The sequence below is a fragment of the Isoptericola sp. BMS4 genome, from assembly GCF_011634835.1.
Taxonomy (GTDB): domain Bacteria; phylum Actinomycetota; class Actinomycetes; order Actinomycetales; family Cellulomonadaceae; genus Isoptericola.
The window spans coordinates 3,307,176-3,330,660 of sequence record NZ_SIRP01000001.1 but is presented as its reverse complement, the minus strand read 5'-3'; the positions used below and the strand labels follow the sequence as shown (position 1 = coordinate 3,330,660).

Annotated in this window: 18 protein-coding genes; 13 read left to right on the top strand and 5 right to left on the bottom strand. The window is 74.5% G+C overall.

Annotation, left to right across the window (positions count from 1 at the left end):
* Window positions 1-18: 18 nt before the first annotated feature.
* Together EYB28_RS15065 and mnmA are read left to right on the top strand one after the other, a co-directional pair.
* Complete coding sequence (locus tag EYB28_RS15065) at window positions 19-1,215, top strand: cysteine desulfurase family protein (protein WP_205711048.1); 1,197 nt, start codon at window positions 19-21, stop codon at window positions 1,213-1,215.
* A complete protein-coding gene (gene mnmA / locus EYB28_RS15060) occupies window positions 1,212-2,357 on the top strand; it encodes a tRNA 2-thiouridine(34) synthase MnmA (RefSeq protein ID WP_166849471.1) in 1,146 nt (381 codons plus the stop codon). Before EYB28_RS15065 ends, mnmA begins: the two co-directional genes overlap by 4 nt.
* A 33-nt stretch (window positions 2,358-2,390) precedes the next feature.
* Here the strand turns inward: mnmA and EYB28_RS15055 are convergent, their stop codons facing one another.
* Window positions 2,391-3,203: an RNA methyltransferase gene (locus EYB28_RS15055; protein WP_166849468.1), complete on the bottom strand. Its 813-nt coding sequence runs from the start codon at window positions 3,201-3,203 to the stop codon at window positions 2,391-2,393.
* A gap of 51 nt (window positions 3,204-3,254) precedes the next feature.
* On the opposite strand from EYB28_RS15055, the gene EYB28_RS15050 reads away from it, so the two are divergent.
* The 3 genes from EYB28_RS15050 (at window position 3,255) to EYB28_RS15040 (ending at window position 7,656) form a co-directional block, all read left to right on the top strand.
* A complete protein-coding gene (locus EYB28_RS15050) occupies window positions 3,255-4,292 on the top strand; it encodes a hypothetical protein (RefSeq protein ID WP_166849466.1) in 1,038 nt (345 codons plus the stop codon).
* A 134-nt stretch (window positions 4,293-4,426) separates the two neighbouring features.
* Window positions 4,427-5,182 (top strand): HAD family phosphatase, encoded by a 756-nt coding sequence (locus EYB28_RS15045; protein WP_166849463.1) that lies wholly within the window; start codon window positions 4,427-4,429, stop codon window positions 5,180-5,182.
* A complete protein-coding gene (locus EYB28_RS15040) occupies window positions 5,179-7,656 on the top strand; it encodes a glycoside hydrolase family 65 protein (protein ID WP_166849461.1) in 2,478 nt (825 codons plus the stop codon). Before EYB28_RS15045 ends, EYB28_RS15040 begins: the two co-directional genes overlap by 4 nt.
* Window positions 7,657-7,821: 165 nt before the next feature.
* Here the strand turns inward: EYB28_RS15040 and EYB28_RS15035 are convergent, their stop codons facing one another.
* Entirely contained in the window at window positions 7,822-10,056 is a 2,235-nt protein-coding gene (locus EYB28_RS15035) for a prolyl oligopeptidase family protein (protein WP_166849458.1), read from the bottom strand.
* A 253-nt stretch (window positions 10,057-10,309) separates the two neighbouring features.
* Here EYB28_RS15035 and EYB28_RS15030 point away from each other — a divergent pair, with 253 nt between their 5' ends.
* Genes EYB28_RS15030 through EYB28_RS15010 form a run of 5 tightly spaced genes read left to right on the top strand, consistent with a single transcriptional unit; the run spans window position 10,310 to window position 14,405 of the window.
* Window positions 10,310-11,764: an ATP-binding protein gene (locus tag EYB28_RS15030; RefSeq protein ID WP_166849456.1), complete on the top strand. Its 1,455-nt coding sequence runs from the start codon at window positions 10,310-10,312 to the stop codon at window positions 11,762-11,764.
* Complete coding sequence (locus EYB28_RS15025; RefSeq protein ID WP_205710935.1) at window positions 11,761-12,183, top strand: roadblock/LC7 domain-containing protein; 423 nt, start codon at window positions 11,761-11,763, stop codon at window positions 12,181-12,183. Before EYB28_RS15030 ends, EYB28_RS15025 begins: the two co-directional genes overlap by 4 nt.
* Window positions 12,184-12,227: 44 nt before the next feature.
* Window positions 12,228-12,581: a DUF742 domain-containing protein gene (locus EYB28_RS15020; RefSeq protein ID WP_205710934.1), complete on the top strand. Its 354-nt coding sequence runs from the start codon at window positions 12,228-12,230 to the stop codon at window positions 12,579-12,581.
* On the top strand, window positions 12,562-13,182 hold the full coding sequence (locus EYB28_RS15015) for an ATP/GTP-binding protein (RefSeq protein WP_166849454.1): 621 nt from the start codon (window positions 12,562-12,564) through the stop codon (window positions 13,180-13,182). The genes EYB28_RS15020 and EYB28_RS15015 overlap by 20 nt, the downstream gene beginning before the upstream one ends.
* Window positions 13,179-14,405 carry a cytochrome P450 gene (locus tag EYB28_RS15010; protein WP_166849452.1) on the top strand — a complete coding sequence of 409 codons (1,227 nt, stop codon included), beginning with the start codon at window positions 13,179-13,181 and terminating at the stop codon, window positions 14,403-14,405. The genes EYB28_RS15015 and EYB28_RS15010 overlap by 4 nt, the downstream gene beginning before the upstream one ends.
* A gap of 200 nt (window positions 14,406-14,605) precedes the next feature.
* Here EYB28_RS15010 and EYB28_RS15005 read toward each other — a convergent pair whose 3' ends face one another.
* Window positions 14,606-16,120 (bottom strand): NAD(P)/FAD-dependent oxidoreductase, encoded by a 1,515-nt coding sequence (locus EYB28_RS15005; RefSeq protein WP_166849450.1) that lies wholly within the window; start codon window positions 16,118-16,120, stop codon window positions 14,606-14,608.
* A 145-nt stretch (window positions 16,121-16,265) separates the two neighbouring features.
* Between EYB28_RS15005 and ligA the strand changes: the two genes are divergently transcribed.
* Entirely contained in the window at window positions 16,266-18,707 is a 2,442-nt protein-coding gene (gene ligA, locus EYB28_RS15000) for an NAD-dependent DNA ligase LigA (RefSeq protein WP_166849448.1), read from the top strand.
* A gap of 45 nt (window positions 18,708-18,752) precedes the next feature.
* On the opposite strand, the gene EYB28_RS14995 is transcribed toward ligA, so the two are convergent.
* Both EYB28_RS14995 and EYB28_RS14990 read right to left on the bottom strand, forming a co-directional pair.
* Window positions 18,753-19,418 carry a ThuA domain-containing protein gene (locus EYB28_RS14995; RefSeq protein ID WP_205710933.1) on the bottom strand — a complete coding sequence of 222 codons (666 nt, stop codon included), beginning with the start codon at window positions 19,416-19,418 and terminating at the stop codon, window positions 18,753-18,755.
* A 161-nt stretch (window positions 19,419-19,579) separates the two neighbouring features.
* The gene (locus tag EYB28_RS14990) at window positions 19,580-20,764 is read right to left on the bottom strand and encodes an ROK family protein (protein WP_166849444.1); all 1,185 of its coding nucleotides are present in this window, start codon (window positions 20,762-20,764) and stop codon (window positions 19,580-19,582) included.
* Between the two features lie 225 nt (window positions 20,765-20,989).
* Here EYB28_RS14990 and EYB28_RS14985 point away from each other — a divergent pair, with 225 nt between their 5' ends.
* On the top strand, window positions 20,990-22,471 hold the full coding sequence (locus EYB28_RS14985) for a sugar ABC transporter ATP-binding protein (RefSeq protein WP_240930747.1): 1,482 nt from the start codon (window positions 20,990-20,992) through the stop codon (window positions 22,469-22,471).
* Window positions 22,468-23,478, top strand: a complete 1,011-nt coding sequence (locus EYB28_RS14980) for an ABC transporter permease (RefSeq protein WP_166849440.1) — start codon at window positions 22,468-22,470, stop codon at window positions 23,476-23,478. The genes EYB28_RS14985 and EYB28_RS14980 overlap by 4 nt, the downstream gene beginning before the upstream one ends.
* Window positions 23,479-23,485: the final 7 nt, after the last annotated feature.

The following is a 23,485-nucleotide window of genomic DNA, read 5'->3' as shown; positions in this document are numbered from 1 at the left end:
CACGCCGCCACGACGCCCATGTCGCGCGCGGCGCTGGAGGCGTACGTCGCCGAGGCGGGGCGCACGGGCAACGCGAGCTCCCTGCACTCGGCCGGGCGCGCCGCCCGCCGGGCCGTGGAGGAGTCGCGCGAGACCGTCGCGGGCGCGCTGGGCGCCCGCCCCAGCGAGGTCATCTTCACCGCCGGGGGCACGGAGTCCGACAACCTGGCGATCAAGGGCATGTTCTGGGGCCGGCGCCGGCAGGAGGCGCGCCGCACCCGGGTGCTGGTCTCCGCCGTCGAGCACCACGCCGTCCTCGACCCGGCGTTCTGGCTCGCCGGGCACGCGGGCGCGGACATCGTGCTGCTGCCGGTGGACGGCGACGGGCGCCTCGACCTGGCGGCCCTGCGCGCCGAGCTGGCCGCGCACGCCGACGAGGTCGCCCTCGTGTCGGTGATGTGGGCGAACAACGAGGTCGGCACGCTGCAGCCGGTGCGCGACGTCGTCCGGCTGGCGCACCAGCACGGCGTGCCGGTGCACACGGACGCGGTGCAGGCCGTGGGGCAGGTGCCGGTCGACTTCGCCGCCTCGGGCGTGGACGCCATGACGCTCACGGGGCACAAGCTCGGCGGCCCGCCGGGCGTCGGGGCCCTGGTCGCGCGCCGCGACCTGCACCTCGAGGCGGTGCTGCACGGCGGCGGCCAGGAGCGGGGCGTCCGCTCGGGTACGCTCGACGTGCCCGGGATCCGCGCGTTCGCCGTGGCGCTCGCCGAGGCGGTCGACGCCCGCCCGGAGCGCGCCGCGGTCCTCGCCGAGCTCCGCGACGCGCTCGTGGCAGGGGTCCGGCAGGTCGACCCGGAGGCGGTGCTGCGCGGCCCCGAGCCCGACGCCCCGTCGGACGGGCACCCGGACGACGCGCCGCCACGGCTGCCCGGCAACGCCCACTTCACCTTCCCCGGCGCCGAGGGCGACTCGCTGCTGTACCTGCTGGACTCGGCGGGCGTCCAGGCCTCGACGGGCTCGGCGTGCCAGGCGGGCGTCCCGCAGCCGTCGCACGTGCTGCTCGCCATGGGCGTGGCCGAGCTCGAGGCGCGCGGGGCGCTGCGCTTCTCCCTCGGGGCGACGTCGACCGAGGCCGACGTGGAACGGCTCGTCGCCGCGCTGCCCCGGGTCGTCGAGCGGGCGCGCGCAGCCGGCCTGGTCTCCGGGCCCGCGGGGGCGGGGGGACCGGCATGAGGGTGCTGGCCGCCATGTCCGGCGGGGTCGACTCGGCCGTCGCGGCGGCGCTCGCGGTGGAGGCCGGGCACGACGTCGTGGGCGTGCACATGGCCCTGAGCCGCAACCGTGACCAGTTCCGCACCGGCTCGCGCGGCTGCTGCTCCATCGAGGACGCCGGCGACGCCCGGCGCGCGGCCGACGTGCTCGGCATCCCGTACTACGTGTGGGACCTGTCCGAGCGCTTCTCCGAGACCGTCGTCGCCGACTTCCTGTCCGAGTACGAGGCGGGCCGCACCCCGAACCCGTGCGTGCGCTGCAACGAGCACATCAAGTTCACCGCGCTGCTGGACAAGGCCACGGCGCTCGGGTTCGACGCCGTCGCGACCGGGCACTACGCGCGGGTCGTGACGCGCGACGACGGGACGCGCGAGCTGCACCGGTCCCCGAACACGGAGAAGGACCAGTCGTACGTGCTGGCGGTCATGGGGCCGGAGCGCCTGGAGCGCGCGATGTTCCCGCTGGGCGGCTTCGCCTCGAAGGACGAGGTGCGCGCCGAGGCGGAGCGTCGAGGCCTGTCCGTGAGCGCCAAGCCCGACTCCTACGACATCTGCTTCGTCGCCGACGGCGACACCCGCGGCTTCCTGCGCGAGCGGCTCGGCTCCCGGCCGGGCGAGGTCGTCGACACGGACGGCAACGTCGTCGGCGACCACGACGGCGCGTACGCGTACACCGTCGGGCAGCGCAAGGGCCTCGGGCTCGGGCGTCCCGCCCCGGACGGCCGAGCGCGGTACGTCGTCGACGTGCGCACGTCGTCCAACACGGTCGTCGTGGGCCCCGCCGAGCTGCTCAGCGTGGACACCGTCGCCGCGGAGAAGGCCGTGTGGCTGAGCCCGGCCCCCGGGCCGGGGGAGTGGCTCGACGCCGAGGTGCAGGTCCGCGCGCACGGCACGCCCGTCCCCGCGCGCGTCCGCGCCACGGCCGGCACCCCCGGCCGCGGCGACGACGGCGCCACCGTCGTCGCCGCCGACGGCGTGCCCGGCATGGAGGTCCACCTCACCGGCGAGACGCTGCGCGGCGTCGCGGCGGGCCAGTCCGTCGTCGCCTACCGCGGCACCCAGGTGCTCGGGCAGGCGACGGTCGCCCGCGCCTGGCGGGCCTGAGCCCTCTGCCGGACCGGCGGCCGAACCCGCCCGTCAGTCCCGCGCGAGCCGCTGCCGGTGCGCCTCGTACAGCACGATCGACGCCGCGTTCGACGCGTTGAGGGAGCTCGCGCTGCCGGCCATCGGGATCGCGACGGTCACGTCCGCGGCCTCCCGCCACCCCTTCGACAGCCCGGCGGTCTCGTTGCCGACGGCCAGCAGCACGGGGCCGGTGAGGTCCACGTCGCCCGGCGCGGCGTCGCCGTCCTCGTCGGTCGCGACCACCGTGACGGGACGCCCGGCGTCCCGGTGCGCGGCGAGCCAGGCCGTCACCTCGCGGTGGGACGCCGCGCGCACGACCGGCAGCGCGAACAGCGACCCGGTCGACGCGCGCACCGCCTTCGGGTCGTACGGGTCGGCCGCGTGGCCGGTGACGACGAGCCCGTGGGCGCCGAACGCGTCGGCCGACCGCACGACGGCGCCGACGTTGCCCGGCTGCGTGGGCCGGTCGAACACGACGCCGAGGAAGTCCCCGCCGACGCCGATGCGGTCCAGGTCGTCGGCGGGCATCGCCACCACGGCGACGAGCTCGGTGGCGCCCGGCTCCTTCTCCGCCAGCTCCGCCAGCAGGTCCGGCGCCATCGCGATGCTCTCGGCGCCCGTGGCCCGCAGCACGTCCTGCGCCCAGGCGGACAGCCGCCGGCCGTCCTCGTGCAGCAGGGTGCGCACCGGCCAGCCGTGCTCCACCGCGAGGGTGATCGGCCGCACGCCCTGCACCAGGAACTCGCCGGCGCGGCCGCGCTTGGTGCGGTTCGTGCCGAGCGTGGTCAGCAGCTGGAACCGGGCGTTGCGCGTGGTGATCCGCACGGGTACGGCCTTTCGTCGTGGGGGTGCGCTCGCAGTCTAGAGTGGCGCCCCATGGTGACGGTGAGCGGGCACGGACCCTGGCCGGGCGGCGACGCGGACGTGCTGACGGCGCAGCTCACGGTGCTCGACGACCTGGCGGCCCTGCCCACGGGCGTCGATGCCGTGGGCTTCCTCACCCGGCTGACCGACCGGGGGCCGGGAGCGGACGCCGTCGGACGCACGGGCGCCCTGCTCGCCGGGACGCCCGTCGAGCTCGGCCCGCACGGCTGGAAGCTGGCCGACCGGCCCGGCGCGGACGAGCGGCGGGCGGCCGCGCTGCTGCGGGAGGACGTCGAGGCGCTCGCGGTCGCGGCCGCGGGGTACGCCGGCCCGCTGGCCACCGAGGTCCTGGGGCCGTGGACGCTCGCCGCCGAGCTGTGGTCCGCCCGCGGCGACCGCGTCCTGGCGGACGTCGGCGCCCGGCGCGACCTGGGCCAGGCGCTGGCCGCCGGCCTGACCGATCACCTGACGACCCTGCGGTCGCAGGTGCCGGGCGCCGACCCGGTCGTCCAGCTGGCGGAGCCGCTGCTCGGACAGGTGCACGCCGGCGTGCTGCCCAGCTTCTCCGGCTACTCCCGGATCCGGGGCGTGCCCGGCCCCGACGTCGTCGAGGGCCTCGAGCCGGTCGTCGCGGCGGCGCACGCCGCCGGCGCCCGCGTCGTGGTGCACCTCGGCGCGACGTGGGTGGGCATCCCTGCGGTCGCGCTGGCGGGCGCGGACGCGATCGGCCTCGACCTCGCCGACCTGGGCCCGCGGGGCTGGGACGAGCGGGCGTGGGAGCGTGTCGCGCGGGCGAGCGAGCGCGGCATGGGGCTGTGGGCCGGGCTGCCCGCGCCCGAGGTGTCCCAGTGCTCGGGCCCGCAGCTCGGCGAGCTCGTCCGCCTGGTCGCCGAGCCCTGGCGGCGGATCGGGCTGCCCGCCGGCGGGCTCGCCGCTGTCACCGTCCTGTCGGCGCCGCGCCGGGAGCTCGCGGGCGTGGACGCGCACCGCGCCGAGCTCGCGAACCTGGGCCGGGTCGCGGAGGCGCTCGCCGAGCGTGCGGAGGGCTGACCAGGACCGACGCGCCGCGCGCGTCGCGCCGGTCCCGCGGCGATTTGCCTGCGTACGCTACGACAGGGCATCGTCGCCCCGCCGGAGCGCCGGTCTCCGGCAGTCCGCACCCACCGACCCGTGAAGGGACCGTCGTGACCAGGCTGCGAGCCGTGCTCTTCGACCTCGACGGGGTGCTCACCCCGACCGCCGAGCTCCACATGCGCGCATGGGAGCGGCTCTTCGCGCCCTGGTGTCGCGCCCACGGCCTCGCCCCGTACGAACCCGCGGACTACTTCGCGCACATCGACGGCAAGCCGCGGTACGACGGCGTCGCGACGTTCCTGGCGTCGCGGGGCGTCGAGCTGCCCCGGGGCACGGCGGACGACGCGCCGGGGGAGGACACCGTCTGCGCCCTGGGCAACCGCAAGGACGCGATCGTCAACGACCTGTTCGCCACGGAGGGGATCGCCCCGTACCCGGGGTCGGTACGCTTTCTCGACGCCGTCACGGCCGCCGGCGCGCTGGTGGCCGTGGTGTCGTCGTCGCGCAACACGCCGGCCGTGCTGCAGGCCGCGGGCCTCGCGGACCGCTTCGAGGTCGTCGTGGACGGCAACGTCGCGTCCGCAGAGGGTCTGCCGGGCAAGCCCGCGCCGGACACCTACCTGCGCGCGGCCGAGCGCCTCGGGGTGCGCGCCGAGGAGGCGGTCGTGGTCGAGGACGCCCTGTCCGGGGTCCAGGCCGGCGCCGCGGGCGCGTTCGGCCTGGTGCTCGGGGTGGACCGCGGTGTCGGGGCGGACCTGCTGCGCTCCGGCGGGGCGACGGTGGTCGTGACCGATCTGGGGGAGCTCGACGCGGCGGTCCTGGACCGCCCGGCGCGGGCGCACGTGAACGAGGGGGCAGACGAATGAGGCACCGGACCGCCGACGAGCAGCGGGTGGTCGACCGGGTGAGGTTCCCGGTCGACCCGTGGCGGCTGGTCGAGTCCGAATACCGGTCGGACGACCTGGGCGTCACGGAGACGCTCTTCGCCGTGGCCAACGGGTACCTGGGCATGCGGGGGAACCTGGAGGAGGGGCGCGAGTCGCACGCCCACGGCACGTTCGTCAACGGGTTCCACGAGACGTGGCCGATCCAGCACGCGGAGGACGCGTACGGGTTCGCCAAGGTGGGCCAGACGATCGTCAACGTCCCGGACGCCAAGGTGATCCGCCTCTACGTGGACGACGAGCCGCTGCTGCTGTCCGTCGCCGACCTCGCCGAGTACGAGCGCGCGCTGGACATGCGCGACGGTGTGCTGCGCCGCGCGTTCCTGTGGCGCACGCCGTCGGGCAAGCGTGTGCGGGTGCGCTCGGAGCGCATGGTGTCGTTCGCCGAGCGGCACCTGGCCGTGATGACGTTCGAGGTGACGCTGCTGGACCACGACGCCCCGGTGGCGATCGCGTCGCAGATCCTCAACCGGCAGGACGGCTCGGACGAGTACCACGTGCCGGCGGCGTCGCTGGGGGAGGGGTTCGACCCCCGCAAGGCGGAGCAGTTCACGCACCGGGTGCTGCAGCCCGAGCTGCAGTGGTGCGACGACGTCCGCATGGTGCTGGGCTACCGGTGCAGCAACTCCGGCATGACGCTCGCCGTGGCCGCGGACGACGTCCTGGAGACCGAGGACCCGTGGGACGTGCGCTCGCAGGCGGAGGACGACCTCGCCAAGCACGTCTTCCGCGTCGACGCGCGCGCGGGCCACACGATCCGGCTCACCAAGGTCGTGTCGTACCACTCGTCGCGCGGGGTGCCCCCGCGCGAGCTCGTCGACCGGTGCCGCCGCACCCTCGACCGCGTGCGCTCGCGCGGCATCGACGTCGAGCGCCGCCAGCAGCGCGAGTGGCTCGACGAGTTCTGGACGGCCTCGGACGTCGAGGTGGCGGGCAACCCGGAGGTCCAGCAGGCGGTGCGCTGGAACCTGTTCCAGCTCGCCCAGGCGACGGCGCGCGCCGAGGGCTCCGGCGTGCCCGCCAAGGGCCTGACCGGCAGCGGCTACTCGGGGCACTACTTCTGGGACACCGAGGTGTACGTGCTGCCGTTCCTCACCTACACCAACCCGCGGTACGCCCGGAACGCGCTGCGGTTCCGCTACCAGATGCTCGACGCGGCCCGGCGCCGTGCGGGCGAGCTCTCGCAGAAGGGCGCCCTGTTCCCGTGGCGCACCATCAACGGTGAGGAGGCGTCGGCCTACTACGCGGCGGGCACGGCGCAGTACCACATCGACGCCGACATCAGCTTCGCGCTGGTGCAGTACGTGCGCGCCACGCGCGACACCGAGTTCCTGCACCGCGAGGGCGTCGACGTGCTGGTGGAGACGGCGCGCCTGTGGCAGGACCTCGGCTTCTGGCGCGCCAACGGCGACTACGACTTCCACATCCACGGGGTCACGGGCCCCGACGAGTACACGACGGTCGTCAACGACAACCTGTTCACCAACGTCATGGCGCGGTTCAACCTCCGCGCGGCCGCCCGGGTCGTGGACGACATGCGCGCCGACCACCCCGAGGAGTACGTGCGGCTCGTCGGGCGGCTCGGCCTGGCCCCGCACGAGAGCGGGGAGTGGGCACGCACGGCCGACCACATGGCGATCCCGTACGCCAAGCAGATCGGCATCCACCCGCAGGACTCGCACTTCCTCGAGCGGGAGATCTGGGACCTGGCGGCGACCCCGCCCGACAAGCGGCCGCTGCTGCTGCACTACCACCCGCTGGTCATCTACCGGTACCAGGTGCTCAAGCAGGCCGACGTCGTCCTGGCGCTCTTCCTGCAGGGGCAGCACTTCACGGCGGAGGAGAAGCTCGCCGACTTCGAGTACTACGACCCGCTGACGACGGGGGACTCGACGCTGTCCGGCGTCGTGCAGTCGATCGTGGCGGCCGAGGTCGGGTACCACGAGCTCGCGATGGAGTACTTCCTGTCGTCGCTGTTCGTGGACCTGGCCAACCTGCACGCGAACGCGAGCGACGGCGTCCACGTGGCCTCCGCGGGCGGCACCTGGTCGGCGCTGGCCTACGGGTTCGGCGGCATGCGCGACCACGGGGGCGAGCTGTCGTTCGACCCGCGGCTGCCCGACGGCTGGGAGGGCCTGACGTTCCGGGTGACGTGGCGCTCCTCGCGGCTGCGCGTCACCGTGCTGCCCGACGCCCTGGAGATCGACGCGGAGACCGGCGACGGCGCCACGGTCACCGTCTGCGGTGCCACCGTCACCGTCACGCCGGGGACGGTCAGCCGCGTGCCGCTCGACGGGCAGGGCCCGCGGCGGTCCGGGCGGCCGGGCCTGCGGGCGCTGTCGGGGAACCGGCGCGACGACGGCACCCTCATCACCGCGCGGGTGCCGCACAGCTGAGCACGGCCGCATGCGTCCGCTCGGTGTCGGGTCGGGGACGGGTCCTTGTCGAGAGGCTGGCCGGGCCTGGCGGGAGCCGCGAGGAACGAGCGGCGAATGGCGCGCCTCGCGACAAGGACCCGTCCCCGGCCCGACCTCCCGCCAGAGGCCGTGGGCGTCTCCGGCTCAGGTGAGCCGGTCGCGCAGGAACGTCCAGGCGAGCGCGCTCATGTGCGCGGCCTGGGCGTTGTTCGCGGCCCCGCCGTGCCCGCCCTCGACGTTCTCGTAGTAGGTGACGTCCTTGCCGGCGGCGTGCAGCAGCGCCGCCATCTTGCGGGCGTGGCCGGGGTGCACCCGGTCGTCCTTGGTGGACGTCGTCAGCAGCACCGGGGGGTAGTCACGGGCGGCGTCCACCAGGTGGTAGGGGGAGAACGTGCGGATGAACTCCCAGTCGTCGGTGTCGGGGTCGCCGTACTCGGCCGTCCACGACGCGCCGGCGAGCAGGTGCGAGTACCGCTTCATGTCGAGCAGCGGCACCTGGATCACGACCGCACCGAACAGCTCGGGGTGGCGGGTGAGCATGTTCCCCGCCAGCAGCCCGCCGTTCGACCCGCCCTGGACGCCCAGGTGCCGCGGCGAGGTGATGCCGCGGGCCACGAGGTCGCGGGCCACGGCGGCGAAGTCCTCGTAGGCCCGGTGCCGGTGCTCGCGCAGCGCCGCCTGGTGCCACGACGGCCCGTACTCGCCGCCGCCGCGGATGTTCGCCACCACGTAGACGCCGGCGTCGGGCCCCGTGAGCCAGGCGCGCCCGACCGTGCCCGAGTAGCCGGGCAGCAGCGGGATCTCGAAGCCGCCGTACCCGTACAGCAGGGTGGGGGCGGTGCCGGGCGCCGAGGGGTCGGCCGGGCGGACCAGGTCCTCGCGGCCCACGACGAAGTACGGCACCCGCGTGCCGTCGGCGGAGGTCGCGACGTGCTGGTCGGCGACGAGGCCCTCGGGGTCGAAGAACGCCGGGGCCGACTTGAGGGCCTCGGGCTCCGGGTCGGGGTCGCCAGGGCCCGGGACGGTGGCGGTCGCGAGCGTCGCGGGGGTGAGGTAACCGGTGGTCGTGACCCACACGTCGTCGCTCTCGAGCGGGTCGACGGCGCGGGTGGTCACCGTCTGCAGGTGGCCGCCGAGGGGCAGCTCGCGGCGCTCCCAGGCGACGCCGGCGGCGGCGTCCGTCGGCGGGGTGAGCACGTGCAGCGTGTTCACCACGTCCTCGAGCACGGTGACGACCAGGTGGTGGCGGGTCCAGGTCGCCCCCGCGAGGGAGGTCGAGGGCGTCGGCGCGAAGAGCACGGTGAGCTCGCGCGAGCCGGCGAGGAAGTCGTCCGCGGGTGCGGCGAGCAGCGACCCCGCGGCGTACGTGCGCGCGGCGTCGCCGTCGCCCACGGTCCAGTCGTCGCGGAGCTCGACGAGCAGCCACTCGCGGTGGAACCCGACCTCGGCCGACTCGGGGACGTCGATCCGCACGAGCCGCTGGTGCGGCGTGCCGACGTCGTGGACCAGGAAGGTCTCCGAGGCGAAGAAGGCGATCCCGCGTCGCACCACGTCCCGCTCGAACCCCGGCGTCCGGGAGCGGTGGGCCGAGACGCCCAGGTCGTCGGGGGCGCCCGCGTAGACCTCGACGGCGTCGTCGAGGGGCGTCCCGCGCCGCCACAGCCGCACGGTGCGGGGGTAGCCCGAGGGCGTCGTCGTGCCCGGGCCGAAGTCGGTGAACACGTACACGGTGTCCTCGTCGGCCCAGGACAGGCCGCCCTTCGCGCCCCCGCCGCCGGCCTCGGGCGCGTGGTCGCGCTCGAACCCGCCCTCGGCGGCCGGGACGAACCGCTTCTCGACGAGGTCGAACTCGCAGGTGACGTCGGCGTCCGACCCGCCCACGGAGAGGTCCACGAGGGCACGTCTCCACGGCTCGCCCGCGGCGAGCTGCTCCGGGGTGGGCCGCAGCAGCGAGGCGCCGTGCCAGACCCAGCTGATGCCCTCGTCCTCGGCGAGCGCGTCGAGGTCCAGCACCGTCTCCCACTCGGGCGAGTCCGTGCGGTACGACTCCGGGGTGGTGCGGCGCCAGACGCCGCGCTCGTGGCCGGCGTCGCGCCAGAAGTTGTAGCAGTGCCCGCCGACCCGGGACACCTGGGGGATGCGGTCGTCGGAGTCGAGGACCTCGAGGATCGCGGCTTCGGTCGCCCGTGACCGCTCCCCCCCGAGGCGCGCGTGCGACTCGGCGTTGCGCGCCCGCACCCAGTCGAGCGCCACGGCGCCGGAGACGTCCTCCAGCCACCCGAACGGGTCGGGGCCCTGCGGGTCGAGAGGGGTGACGGGTGCGGCGGGCTCCGCCGTGCTCCGGGGGGTCCGGGTGGTCTGGGTGGTCTCGGCGCTCATGCCGGGCACGATAGCCCGGCGGACCGACCTGGTCGGGGCGCGGACCCTTTCACCCGACCGTGGCACGTGGTAGAAACTCCTGGTCAGGGCTTTTATCCGGTACGAACATTTCCGCCGGGTTCGTGGAGAAGGCTGCGCAGACCGGGGTGGCGCGCGCGGCGTGAACGGGCCCGGTCCTACCGACGGGGGTGCGGTGAGCACGACGACCTCTCCAAGACCACGTGCGACCGGGCAGGTCCTTCCATCGCTCTGCGTGGTGGGGGCAGCCCTGTGCGCGGCCGCGCTCCCGCTCGCGCAGGACGCCGCCACCCGCACGTTCGGCTGGGTGCTGGGCGGGTCGGCGGCACTCCTCACGGTCGTGGCGGCCGTGCTGCTGCTGGTCGCCCGCCGCCGCGACGACGCGACCCTGCGTGGCGTCGTCGCCCAGCGCGACAGCCTCGCCGCCAGCCTGGACGAGGCCGTGGCCGCCCTGGAGGGGGCGACGACGGCGCTCCGGCGGGAGGAGGAGTCCCGCGACGAGCAGCGCAAGGCGGTGGAGATCGCCGTCGTGGCGCTGAGCCGCAAGGTGCAGGCCTCGGCCCACCGGATCCAGGAGGAGGCGGCGCGCATGGTGCAGCGGCACTCGGCCGACCCGGACGTCCTGCAGACGTCCATGCGTATCGACCACGCCGCGGCGCAGCACGCCCGGCAGGCGCAGAACCTGGTCGCGCTCTGCGGCCGGCGCCCGGGTCAGTCGTGGGACGCGCCGCTCCCGCTCCCGGACGTCGTCAAGGCCGCCGCGGGGCGCATCACGGCCTTCCAGCGCGTGGACGTCTCGGGGGAGCCCGGCCTCGCGGTCGTCGGGCAGGCGGTCGAGCCTGTCGTCCACGTGGTGGCGGAGCTGCTGGCCAACGCCACGCAGTGCTCCCCGCCCAGCACCCAGGTGCTCGTGGTCATCCGTCAGGTGCAGCGCGGCGCGGTCGTCGAGATCGACGACTGCGGCGTCGGTATGGGCAGCCGCGAGCTGGACCGGGCCCGGCAGGTCGCGTCCGGCAAGGAGCAGGTCGGCATCGCCGACCTCGGCGAGGTGCCGCAGACGGGCCTGGCCGTCGTCGGGGCGTACGCCCGCCAGCTGGGCCTGCGCGTCGACCTCGTCGAGTCCGTCTACGGAGGGTTGCGCGCCGTGGTCATGGTGCCCAGCGAGATCACGGTGCCGGCCTCGGCGGCGACCGACGCGCTCGCGCCCGCCGTCGACGAGGCGTGGCGGGCGTCCGCTCCCTCCGGCGCGGTGCCGCCGGCACGCCCGGTCGGCGCGCACTCCGCGCCCACGGCCGTCGTCGACGCGCCCGCCGTGGCGCCGTCTCCCGGCGAGCGGGCCGCCGAGGCACCGCCCGTCCCGGCGGAGCGGCCCGTCCTGCCGCAGCGCAGGTCGCGGCGTGCGGAGACCGGCAGCATCGACGCCGGGGAGGTCGGGGCGGGTCGCGCCCGGCGGGGCGGCCCGGGGGCGCCCGAGGGCGCTTCGCCGGCCGCGCGCCGGGACCGGGGGCCGGCCGTCCGTGCCGCGGACCAGACCGCCGAGCAGGCGGGTGCCTGGATCGGTGCCTTCTTCGCCGCCGCCGGCGAGTCGGTGCCGGCCGCACCGTCGGCGCCGGACGACCATGAAGCCCACGAAGCCCAGAGCCCGCGGGAGAAGTCCGGGGGGACGGACCTGAACACGGAGGACCGATGACGACGCAGACCAGCGAAGAGACGTCACAGCAGGAGGCGCACCCCGACGGGTGGATGCTCGACCTCGTGGCCGGGGTGCGAGGTGTCCGGCACGCCGTCGTGCTCAGCTCCGACGGCCTGGTGAAGGTGCGCACGGACGACACCGACCCCGACACCGCCGACAAGGTGGCGGCGGCGTGCGCCGGGCTCGTGGCGCTCGGGATGAGCATGGGACGCGAGTTCGGCGCGGGGGACGGGCTGCGGCAGGTCCTCGTCGAGTTCGACGGCGGGTTCCTGTTCGTCCGCGGGGCGGGCGACGGGTCACGGCTCGCGGTCGTCACCGACCAGGGGATCGATCCCGGGCTGGTGGCCCAGCAGATGCAGGCGCAGGTGCTCATGATCGGCGAGCGCACGCTCGGTACGGACCGGGCCGGACGTTGAGGGCCGGGCGTTGAGGGCCGAACACTGAGGAGAGAGGCGGGCTGATGCAGACCGACGGCTATCGCGACCACCCGGTGCGCTCGTACGTCCTGACCGGAGGACGTGCGCACCCGACCCGCAACACGCTGCGACCCGAGACGCTGCTGTGCACCGTGGACGACGGCCGTCGCCTGCCGGCATCCGCCGGGCGCCATCAGCGGGCGCTGCTCGAGACGTGCCGCGGCACGCTCGCGCTGGCCGAGCTCGCCGCCTACCTGCGCCTGCCCGTGAGCCTCGTCGTGGTGATGGCGTCCGACCTGATCGACGAGGGCTACCTGGCGATCCGCTCCAACCCGGTCCACGACCTGCCCGCCGCCGACCTGCTGGAGGAGGTGCTCGATGGCCTCCGCGAGTTCTGAGGCGACCGGCCCGGGGCCTGCCCCGGCCCACCTGGCCCCGAGCGTCGCGCGCTCGGTGAAGATCCTGGTGGTGGGCGCGTTCGGCGTCGGCAAGACGACCCTCATCGGCGCGGTGAGCGAGATCCCGATGCTCAGCACGGAGGAGACCATCACCACGGCGAGCGTCGGGGTCGACAGGGCACGGGACACGAAGTCGACGACGACCGTCGCGATGGACTTCGGCCGCGTGACGGTGGGCCGGGACATCGCGCTGTACCTCTTCGGCACGCCGGGCCAGCGGCGCTTCTGGGACCTGTGGGCGGGCCTCGCGGACGGCGCCGTCGGTGTGCTGGTCCTCGTCGACACCCGCCACCTGGAGGAGAGCTTCGAGGTGCTGGACCAGCTCGAGGAGCACACCCGCCTGCCGCTCACCGTGGTTGTCAACGAGTTCGAGGGCGCGCCGCGCCACGCCCCCGAGGACGTCCGGTCCGCCCTCGACCTGCCCGAGGGCACCCCCGTCGTCTCGGGCGACCTGCGCGAGCGGCCCCGGGCGGTGGAGGCGCTCACCACCCTCGTGGAGCACGCGCTGCGCCGGCAGACCGAGGGGAGCGCGGCGGCATGAGCCTCACCGCCGCGGGCCGCGTGGTGCGGCTCGAGGACATCGCCGACCGGCCGCTGCTCGCGGACCTCGCGGGCGCTGCCGACGTGACGCAGCGCTACGACGCCCTGCGCTCCCGGTGGGGCCCCGTCGCCCCGGTCGACCTGGAGCCCGGCGTGCCGGCGTGGCTCGCGCTCGGGTACGACGAGGTCGTCGCGGTGCTGCGCCACGACGTGGTCTTCTCCCGGGACTCCCGCGACTGGCGGTACGAGTCCGGGCGCCTCGTCGGGCGCCGCTCGCCGTCGCGCGCGGTGCTCGAGCAGCGCGACGCCGCGCACGACCGCGACGGCGAGGACCACCGCCGGCTGCGCGGCCCGCTGGCCGACGTCCTGGACGGCGTCGACGAGCGGCGGGTCGCCCGCACCGTGGAGGTCGCGTGCACCTCGGTGCTCGACCGGCTCGTCGCCCGCGGCGAGGCCGACCTGGTCGCGGACTACGCGATGGACGTCCCGGTGCGGGTGCTGGCCGACCTGCTGGGGATGACGCTAGCCGACGCGCGACGGATGGGCGTGCTGACCGTGGACCTGCGCTCCGGGACCGAGGTGTCGCGGCCGGCGGCCACGGAGATGGAGGACCTGCTCGCGGGCTTCGTCGCCGCACGGCGGGCGGAGCCCGGGGACGACCTCACGTCGGCGCTGCTCGCCCACCCCGGCCACGAGAACGACCTCGAGGTGATGGGGGCGGTGGGCCTCCTCTTCCGGACGGCGCTCGACTCCGAGGTCTCCTGGATCGCCAACGCGCTGGAGCGGCTGCTGGCCGACCCCGGGTTCACGGCACGTGTCGACGGCGGCCGGATCTCCCTCGACGACGCGCTGGACGAGGTCGCGCGCGACACCCCGCCCCTGCCGCACCTGCTGCCGCGCTACGCGCGTGCCGACACGGAGCTGGGCGGGCAGCCCATCGCCGCGGGCGACGCCGTCGTCCCGGCCGTCGCGGCCGCCAACGCGGACCGGGCCGTGCAGTCCGACGACCCGTGGGAGCAGGTCGGGTCCCAGTTCCACCTCACGTGGGGCGTCGGGGCCCACGCGTGCCCGGCGCACCGCACCGCGCCCCTCATCACCAGGACCGTCGTGGGGCACTTCGTCGGCCGCGGCGGCGCCGAGCTGACGGTGGCACCCGCGCAGGTCGAGCCCGTGCGCTCGGCGTGGGCGCGCTACCCGCGAGAGCTCCCGGTCCGCTTCGCCTGACGGACGTCTCCGTCCGTCGGGCGCGGGTCGGGCTCGGGGGCTCCGCGCGCGGCAGCGTTCACGGGCCCTGGGGGCCCTCCACTTCGGGATTGACTGCCGCGCGCGGAGCCCCGACCCCGACCTGCGGGTCAGGCTTCGCGCGCGAAGCCCGAGCTCGACCGACGCGCACGAAGCCCCGAGCGCGACCGGCGAACGGTGGGTCAGGACTGCTGGGTCACCCGCTCGCCCTGGTCGACGCGCTCCTTGAGCCGCGTCGACACGTGGCGGTAGGCGCCGGGGTCGATCGGCAGCAGCCACTGCTTGACCTGGGCCGACCGGGACAGGTTGAGGTCGAGGTCGTCGAGCATCTCGTCGATCTGGTGCAGCGAGAACGGGATGACGTTGGTGCCGCGGGCGTGCTTGCCGTCCGTCCGCTTCTCCATCCAGTCCACGCGCGCCGCCACCTGGCGGCGGCGCTCCTCGATCGGCGGCAGCTCGAACGCGCCGGCGAGGTGGCCGGCGATCCACACGGCGGCCATCTCGGCGGAGAGCGGGCTGAAGAGGGACGAGTTGTACCCGACGAAGGTCAGGTGCGGCACGTCGTGGGGCAGCACGTGACGGTAGAGCTGGAAGTTGCCGCGGTCGTCGAGCAGCCGGGCGGTGAGGTCCCCGTCGAGGAACGGGACCCGCTGGTGGAACCCGGTGCCGCACACCACGACGTCGGCGCGGACCGTCTTCCCGTTGCTCAGGACGGCGACCGGGTCGCCCTCGTCGTCGACCGACAGGCGCTGGATCTCGGTGTCGCGGTGCACGGTGATGGCGCCGTCGCGGACCTGCTCGTAGAAGCCGTCCGTGGACAGCGAGACGGTGGACCGCGCGATCTCCTCGAAGTCGCCGCGGGGGACGAGCCCGAGCTCGTCGAGGTACAGCTGCTTGCGTGCGACGGCGCCGATGCTGCCCAGCATCGAGCGGCGCACGGGGTCGCCGGGACCGTGGAGGAACCGCTCGACCCGGTTGGGCAGGGACTCGTAGCGGAAGAGGCCCTCGCCGAGGCGCGTGAGCAGCAGGTACTTCATGTTCACGGCCTTGCCGATCTTCTTCGGCATCTTCCAGATGAGGTTGCGGGCCACGACCGTGGTGCTCGCGGCGACGGGGCCGACGTCCGCGGCGACGTCGCACGCGGACTTGCCGTAGCCGACGACGACGACGTTCTTGCCGCGCACGTCCTCGGTGGAGTTGAGCTGGCTGGACGCGATGACCTTGCCGCCGGCGCGCATGAGCTGGACGAGGCCCTCGAACCGGGGGATCACGGGGTCGGAGAAGATCCCGTTCGCGACGACGACGTGGTCGAAGGACTCCGGGTCGCCCACCGGCGCCCCGGTGCGCCGGGACGTGACGAGCCAGCCGTCCTCGTCGGCGGTGAGCTCTGCGCGCACGACCTCCGTGGACAGCCGCAGGGCGGGCTCGAGGTCGTGCAGCGCCACGTACTGCTCGAGGTAGGCCTGCACCTGCTCCCCGCTCGGCCACTCCGGGTAGTGCTTCGGCATGGGCAGGTCGCTGTAGGAGTACGACCCCTTGTTGTTCTGCGTGAACAGACCGGAGTAGCGGCGGGTCGCGCTCCAGACCCCGCCGACGTCCGGCGCCTTCTCGAACACGGTGATGTCGTGGCCGAACTCGCGGAGAACCTTCGCGCTGGCCAGACCGGCGAATCCAGCGCCGACGACGGCGATCTTCATGGGCGTCCTTGCTGTCGATCGGTGAGTGCTCAAAACGCGATAATCGTAGCGGTCCGGACACTTCGGCAACAGGGCCTGGACCGGACGAACCGGCAGGTCGCGGCGCCGCGCCGCGCGTGTCGGCGGGAGACGGCAGGATGGGGCCGTGACCGACACCGGAGCCACCGCACCTGACGACACCGCCGCGCGACGCCGCTGGTCCGAGCTCGTCGCGCTGGTCGAGGAGGACCAGCGCGCCTACTACGAGCAGGACGCGCCCAAGGTGTCCGACGCGGAGTACGACGCCCGCATGCGGGAGCTGGCGGAGCTCGAGGCCGCCCACCCCGCCCTCGCCACCCCGGAGTCGCCCACGCAGCGGGTCGGCGGGCAGGCGGCCGCCGGCCTGCCGACCGTGCAGCACGGCGAGCGGATGCTGTCGCTCGACAACGTCTTCTCCGTGGACGAGCAGCGCGACTGGTGCGTGCGGGTGCAGAAGGCCGTGGGGCACGAGGTCGCCTGGCTGACCGAGCTGAAGATCGACGGTCTCGCCATCAGCCTGCGCTACGAGCACGGCGTGCTGGTCTCCGCGGCGACCCGCGGCGACGGGCGCGTCGGCGAGCTCGTGACCGACAACGCCGTCCGTATCGGCGACGTGCCCCGCCGGCTGTCCGGGGACGACCACCCGGCCGTCGTGGAGGTGCGCGGCGAGGTGTTCATCCCGGTCGCGGAGTTCGACCGCCTGAACGCGCTGCAGGTCCACCTGCGGGAGCGGTCCCTGGCGGAGGCGCGCGAGCGGTTCGCGGGCCGCCGCTCGACCGCCGGGGCCTTCGACGAGGAGCGCGCCCGCACGGCCGCGGAGCGGCGCTTCCCGGCGTTCGCGAACCCGCGCAACGCGGCGGCCGGCGGCCTGCGCCAGCAGCTCCACAAGAAGGAGGGGCTCGACCTGGAGGCCGGCCTGGCCCGCGTCGAGGCGCTGCGACTGTACGTGCACGGCGTCGGCGCCTGGCCGGACCCGCCGGTGCGCACCCAGTCCGACGTCTACACCCTGCTCGCCGGCTGGGGGCTGCCGACCAGCCCGCACACCCGCGTCTGCCGCGACGTCGACGAGGTCGTCGCGATGATCGGGCACTACGGCGAGCACCGGGACGACGTCGAGCACCAGCTCGACGGCATCGTGGTCAAGGTCGACGAGATCGCCGACCAGCGCCGCCTCGGCGCCACGAGCCGCGCCCCGCGGTGGGCGATCGCCTACAAGTACCCGCCGGAGGAGGTCCACACGCGGCTGCGCGCCATCCAGGTCGGGGTGGGACGCACCGGGCGGGCGACCCCGTACGCGGTGATGGACCCCGTGACGGTCGCCGGCTCGACGGTCCGGCAGGCCACCCTGCACAACCAGGACGTCGTGCGGGCGAAGGGCGTGCGGATCGGCGACATGGTCGTGCTGCGCAAGGCGGGCGACGTCATCCCGGAGATCCTCGGGCCCGTCACCGCGCTGGCGGACGACGGGTACCCCCGCGAGGACTTCGTCATGCCGTCCGAGTGCCCCGAGTGCGGCACGCCGCTGCGGCCGATGAAGGAGGGCGACGTCGACCTGCGGTGCCCGAACGCCGAGTCGTGCCCCGCGCAGGTGCGCGGCCGCGTGGAGCACATCGGGTCCCGCGGCGGGCTGGACGTCGAGGCGCTCGGCGAGGTGACGGCGGCGGCGCTCACGCAGCCGCTGGAGCCGAAGGAGCCGCCGCTGCGCACGGAGAAGGACCTCTTCGGCCTCACCGTGGAGCAGCTCGCCCCGATCAGGGTCGTGGTGCGCGACCCCGAGACCGGGCTGCCGCGGCCGGCCGACGCCCGGGGCGAGTCCGCCGAGGTCCCCATGTCCGACGGCTCCACGATGACGGCGAAGGTCGCGCGCCCGTTCCAGAAGGTCGTCGCCCGCACGTACCCGCCCGGCTTCGAGGACTCGACACCGGCCGAGCGGCGCGCGGCGGGCGTCCGCAAGGACTTCCCCGTCTACGGGCCGTCCAGCACCGCCGAGACCCTGCTCGCGGAGCTCGACCGCGCCCGCACCAAGGACCTGTGGCGCCTGCTGGTGTCCCTCAACATCCGGCACGTCGGCCCGGTGGCCGCGCGGGCGCTCGCGGACTGGTTCGGGTCCCTGGAGCGGATCCGCGCGGCGTCGCGCGAGGAGCTGGCGGCCGTCGAGGGCGTCGGGCCCATCATCGCCGACGCCGTCCTCGCGTGGTTCGAGGTCGGCTGGCACCGCGAGATCGTCGACGCGTGGACCGCGGCGGGCGTGCGGTTCGAGGTCCCGGGTCACCCCGGCCCCGAGGTGAGGGCCGAGCAGGCCGCCGAGGGCCCGACGGGTCCGCTCGCCGGGCTGACCGTCGTCGTGACGGGGTCCCTGGAGGGGTTCACCCGCGACGGGGCCAAGGAGGCCGTCCTGGCCGCCGGGGGCAAGGCGGCGGGCTCGGTGTCGAAGAAGACCGACTACGTCGTCGTCGGGGAGAACGCCGGCTCGAAGGCGGCCAAGGCGGAGGAGCTGGGGCTGCCGATCCTCGACGAGAGCCAGTTCGCCAGGCTGCTCGACGGTGGTCCGGCGGCTCTGGACGGCTGACCGGCGCTCCGTCCCGGCTCGGTGCCGGCCGGAGCGCCGGAGGCGTCAGCGGCTCGCCCAGAGCAGCCCGCGCTCGATGACGGTGCGCACCTCGGGCGTCTCGAGGTCGGCGAGCTGGTGCCCCTCGGTGCACACGAAGACCCTGCCCGCGCCCCAGCGCCGGGTCCACACCACGGGAGAGACGATCGGCTCGTGCCAGGGGTCGTCGTCCCGCGGCGGGATCTCGGTCGTGGCGAGCACCTCGCAGGCGCTGTCGGTGAGCACCCAGTACTGCTCCGAGAAGAGGTCTATCCGGTCGATGCCGGCGACGATCGGGTGGTCGGCGTGCTCGGGAACCACCTCGACGCTGTACGGCACCAGGTCGTGGGCGTGGGCGGCGAACTGCCCGCCGACCAGCTGGAGGTAGTCGGTCGCCATCCGGAAGGAGTCGACGACGCCGCCGTGCCAGCCCGCGAAGCCCGTGCCGGCGGCGACGGCGGCCCGGAGCCCGCGGATCTCGTCGGGCAGGATCTCGCCCATCGTCCAGCACTGGACGACCAGGTCGACGCCCGCCATGTACTCGGCGTCCGCGTAGGCCTCCAGCGTGTCGGTGACCGTCACGTCGAACCCCGCCTCCTTGAGGAAGGGAGTGAACAGCTCGGTCGCCTCCGCCGGGGCGTGCCCCGGCCAGCCACCCTGGACCACCAGCGCACGGCGTTCCCGTTCGGTCACGAGTCCTCCTTGACGATCGCTCTCCAGGCGCCGCCGGCCGGTCGGGCCGCGGCCTGCCATCCCACATGCTTCACCGGTGTCCGACCGGCGTCAATATCGATGTCGAACCGGTCCGGGTGAACCCGTCCGGCCTGCTGCCGGCGCCCCTCGGCGGCCCGCGGTCAGGCCCCGGCGAGGGCGTCGATCGCGGCCGCCGAGAGCACGTGGTCCACGACCATCGCGCTCGCGCCCAGCACGCCGGCCTCGCCCCGCGTCTGGGAGGTGACGATGCGCAGGTGCTGCGTCGCGAGGGGCAGCGAGCGCCGATAGACGACCTCGCGGATCCCGGCGATGAGGTGCTCCCCGGCGTCGGCGAGGATCCCGCCGATGACGATGACGGACGGGTTGAGCATGCTCACGCACGCCGCGAGCACGGAGCCGATGTCGCGTCCGGCCTGCCGCACGGCCGCGCTCGCGCGCAGGTCGCCGCCCCGGACCAGGGCGACGACGTCGACGCCGCGGTGGGCGTCGAGGCCCTCGGACGCGAGCTTGTCGGCGACGGCCTGGCCGCTCGCGATGGCCTCGAGGCAGCCGACGTTGCCGCACCGGCACGGGACCTCCTCGGCCCCGGGGACGGCGACGTGCCCGAGGTCGCCCGCCGAGCCCTGTGCGCCGCGGCGCAGCGCCCCGTCGGCGATGATGCCGGAGCCGATGCCCGTGGCGACCTTGACGAACAGCACGTTGTCGACGCTCGCCCATGCGGCGCGGTGCTCGCCGAGCGCCATGATGTTCACGTCGTTGTCCACGAGGACGGGCACGTCGAAGTGCTTGCGCAGGATGCCGGGCGTGTCGACGTGGTCCCACGCGGGCATGATCGGCGGCATGATCGGGTGGCCGGTGGAGTGCTCGACGGGCCCGGGGAGGCCGACGCCGATGCCGGCGAGGTCGCCGCGCTCCCGGTCCGCCTCGGCGAGCAGCTTCTCGCCCTGCTCGGCTACCCAGGACAGCACGACGTCCGGTCCCTCGGCGATGGCCAGGGGGGCATCGGCCTCGGCGAGCACGGTCGAGGCGAGGTCGGTGAGGGCGATCCGGGCGTGCTGGGCGCCGAGGTCGACGGCGAGCACCACCTTGGCGCGGGGGTTGAAGGCGAACGTCGCGGGCGGGCGTCCGCCGGTGGACGTGGCCTCGCCCGCGGGCACGATGAGGCCCGCCGACATCAGGAGGTCGATGCGTGCCGCGATCGTCGAGCGGGCCTGTCCGGTGGCGGCGGCGAGGTCGGCGCGGGTGCGGGGCTGACCGTCGCGCAGCATCTGGAACATCGCCCCGGCACCCGTCGGGCGGGGGGCGAACTTCAGCAGTTCCTCCATGAACACAGTCAATCATGATCATTAACCCGCCACTTTTGCTTGACGATCGGCATAAGTGGGCCTAGGTTCTGTCACATGGTCGACGCAGACCCCGACGAGGCCCCGACGCAGCGGCACGAGCCACGCCACGGCGTGGACACCGACGCCGCTCCTGACCCGCACGAGACGACGCCGCCGGCGTCGGCTCCCGAGCCCCGCACGTCCCCGACGCCCCCGATGCTGCGCATGGAGGGCATCGTCAAGCACTTCCCCGGCGCCAAGGCGCTCGACGGCGTCGACCTCGACGTCGTCGCGGGCGAGGTGCACTGCCTGCTCGGGCAGAACGGCGCCGGCAAGTCCACGCTCATCAAGGTGCTCTCGGGCGCGCACCAGCCCACCGCCGGGCGCATCCTCATCGACGACGCCGAGGTGTCGATCGCGCACCCGGTCGCCGCGCTGGGACACGGCATCGCCACCATGTACCAGGAGCTCGACGTCGTCGACGGGCTCACCGTGGCCGAGAACATCTTCCTGGGCCACGAGCTGGCGTCGGCCGGGTTCACGCAGCGCCGCGAGGTCGCCCGCCGCACCCGGGAGCTGATGGCCCGCCTCGGCCACCCCGAGATCTCGCCGCACCGCGAGGTCGGCCAGCTGCCCGCAGCGGGCAAGCAGCTCGTGTCGATGGCCCGCGCGCTGTCGCACGACGCCCGCGTGATCATCATGGACGAGCCGTCCGCCGTCCTGGACGCCGGCGAGGTGGAGAACCTCTTCCGGGTGGTCCGGGAGCTCACCGCGCAGGGCGTGGCGATCGTCTACATCTCCCACCGCATGGAGGAGATCCGCGCGATCGGCGACCGGATCACCGTGCTCAAGGACGGCCGCACGGTCGGCCGGGACCTGCCCGCGGACACCCCGACCCGCGAGCTCATCTCGCTCATGACGGGCCGCGACGTCGAGTACGCGTTCCCCGAGCGGCCCGGCGTCCCCGCCGACGCCCCGGTGGTCCTCGACGTCGAGGACCTGAGCCTCGCGGGGAGCTTCTCCGGCGTCTCGCTGCAGGTGCGCGCCGGCGAGGTGGTCGGACTGGCCGGGCTCGTCGGCTCGGGCCGCTCCGAGATCCTCGAGACAATCTACGGCGCGCGCCGCCAGACCACCGGGACGGTCACCGTCTCCGGGAAGCGGCTCCGCCCGGGCTCCGTCCCCACGGCTGTCGCGGCCGGCGTCGGGCTGTGCCCCGAGGAGCGCAAGAGCCAGGGGCTCGTGCTCGACGAGGCCGTGTACCGCAACATCACCCTGTCGACCTTCGCACGCACGGCGCGCGGCGGCTGGCTCGACGAGGCGGCAGAGCGGCGCGACGCGCAGCAGCAGGCCGAGGCCCTCGACCTGCGCCCGCGCGGCGTCGACCGGGCGATCCGCACCCTGTCGGGCGGCAACCAGCAGAAGGCGGTGCTCGCGCGCTGGCTCGTCCACGGGTGCGACGTCCTGCTCCTCGACGAGCCGACCCGCGGGGTCGACGTGGGCGCCCGCTCCGAGCTCTACGCCCTGGTGCGACAGCTCGCGGACGCCGGTACCGCCGTGCTGGTCGTCTCCAGCGAGATCCCCGAGGTCCTCGGCCTCGCCGACCGCGTCCACGTGGTCTCTGACGGGCGCGTGGTGCACCAGGCACCCGCGCAGGACATCGACGAGCACGGCGTGCTCGACCTCGTCATGGAAGGAAGTGCCGCGTGAGCACCACCACGCACAGCCCGCCGGCCGACGCGCCGACCGAGCGCCGCTCCTGGCTCTCCGGCCCCGCGGGCCGCAACCTCGGCCTCGTCGTCGCGCTCGCCCTCATCTGCGTCGTGGGCGTCGCCACGGGCGGCGAGCGGTTCGCCGACCTTGACAACGTCCTCACCATCCTGCGGCTCGCGGCCGTGACCGGGGTCGTCGCCATGGGGATGACGTTCGTCATCACCTCCGGCGGCATCGACCTGTCGGTCGGCTCCGTGCTTGGGCTCACCACCGTGTGGGCGACGACGCTCGCCACGCAGACGATGGCCGAGGACGTGCACTGGATCGTCATGGTGGCCACGGCGCTCGTCGTCGGCACCGTCGCCGGTCTGATCAACGGCGCGATCATCGCCTACGGCAGGGTCGTCCCGTTCATCGCGACCCTCGCGATGCTCGCCGCGGCGCGCGGGCTGGCAGAGATGATCTCCGACCGCCGCACCCAGCCGGTCTCGGTATCCGGGTTCACCGACTTCTTCCGGGCGGATCTGCTGGGGATCCCGGTGATCGTGTGGATCTTCGCCCTCGTGGCTGCGGCTGGTTGGATCCTGCTCAACCGCACCACGTTCGGCCGCCGGACGGTCGCCGTCGGCGGCAACGTCGAGGCCGCCCGGCTCGCCGGCATCAAGGTCCAGCGGCACATCCTCTATATCTACGGCCTCGCCGGCCTCACCGCCGGCATCGGCGGCGTGATGATGCTGGGCCGCACCACGGCGGGCACGTCGACGCACGGTCTGCTCCTCGAGCTCGACGTGATCGCCGCGGTCGTCGTCGGCGGCACGCTCCTGATCGGCGGGCGCGGCACGATCATGGGCTCCGTGCTGGGCGTGCTGATCTTCAGCACGCTGACCAACGTCTTCGTGCTCAACAACATGTCGACGTCGGCGCAGAACGTCGCCAAGGGCGCCATCATCGTCATCGCCGTCCTGCTCCAGCAGCGCTTCGCTCAACGCTCGAAGACTCCGTAGCGCTCGA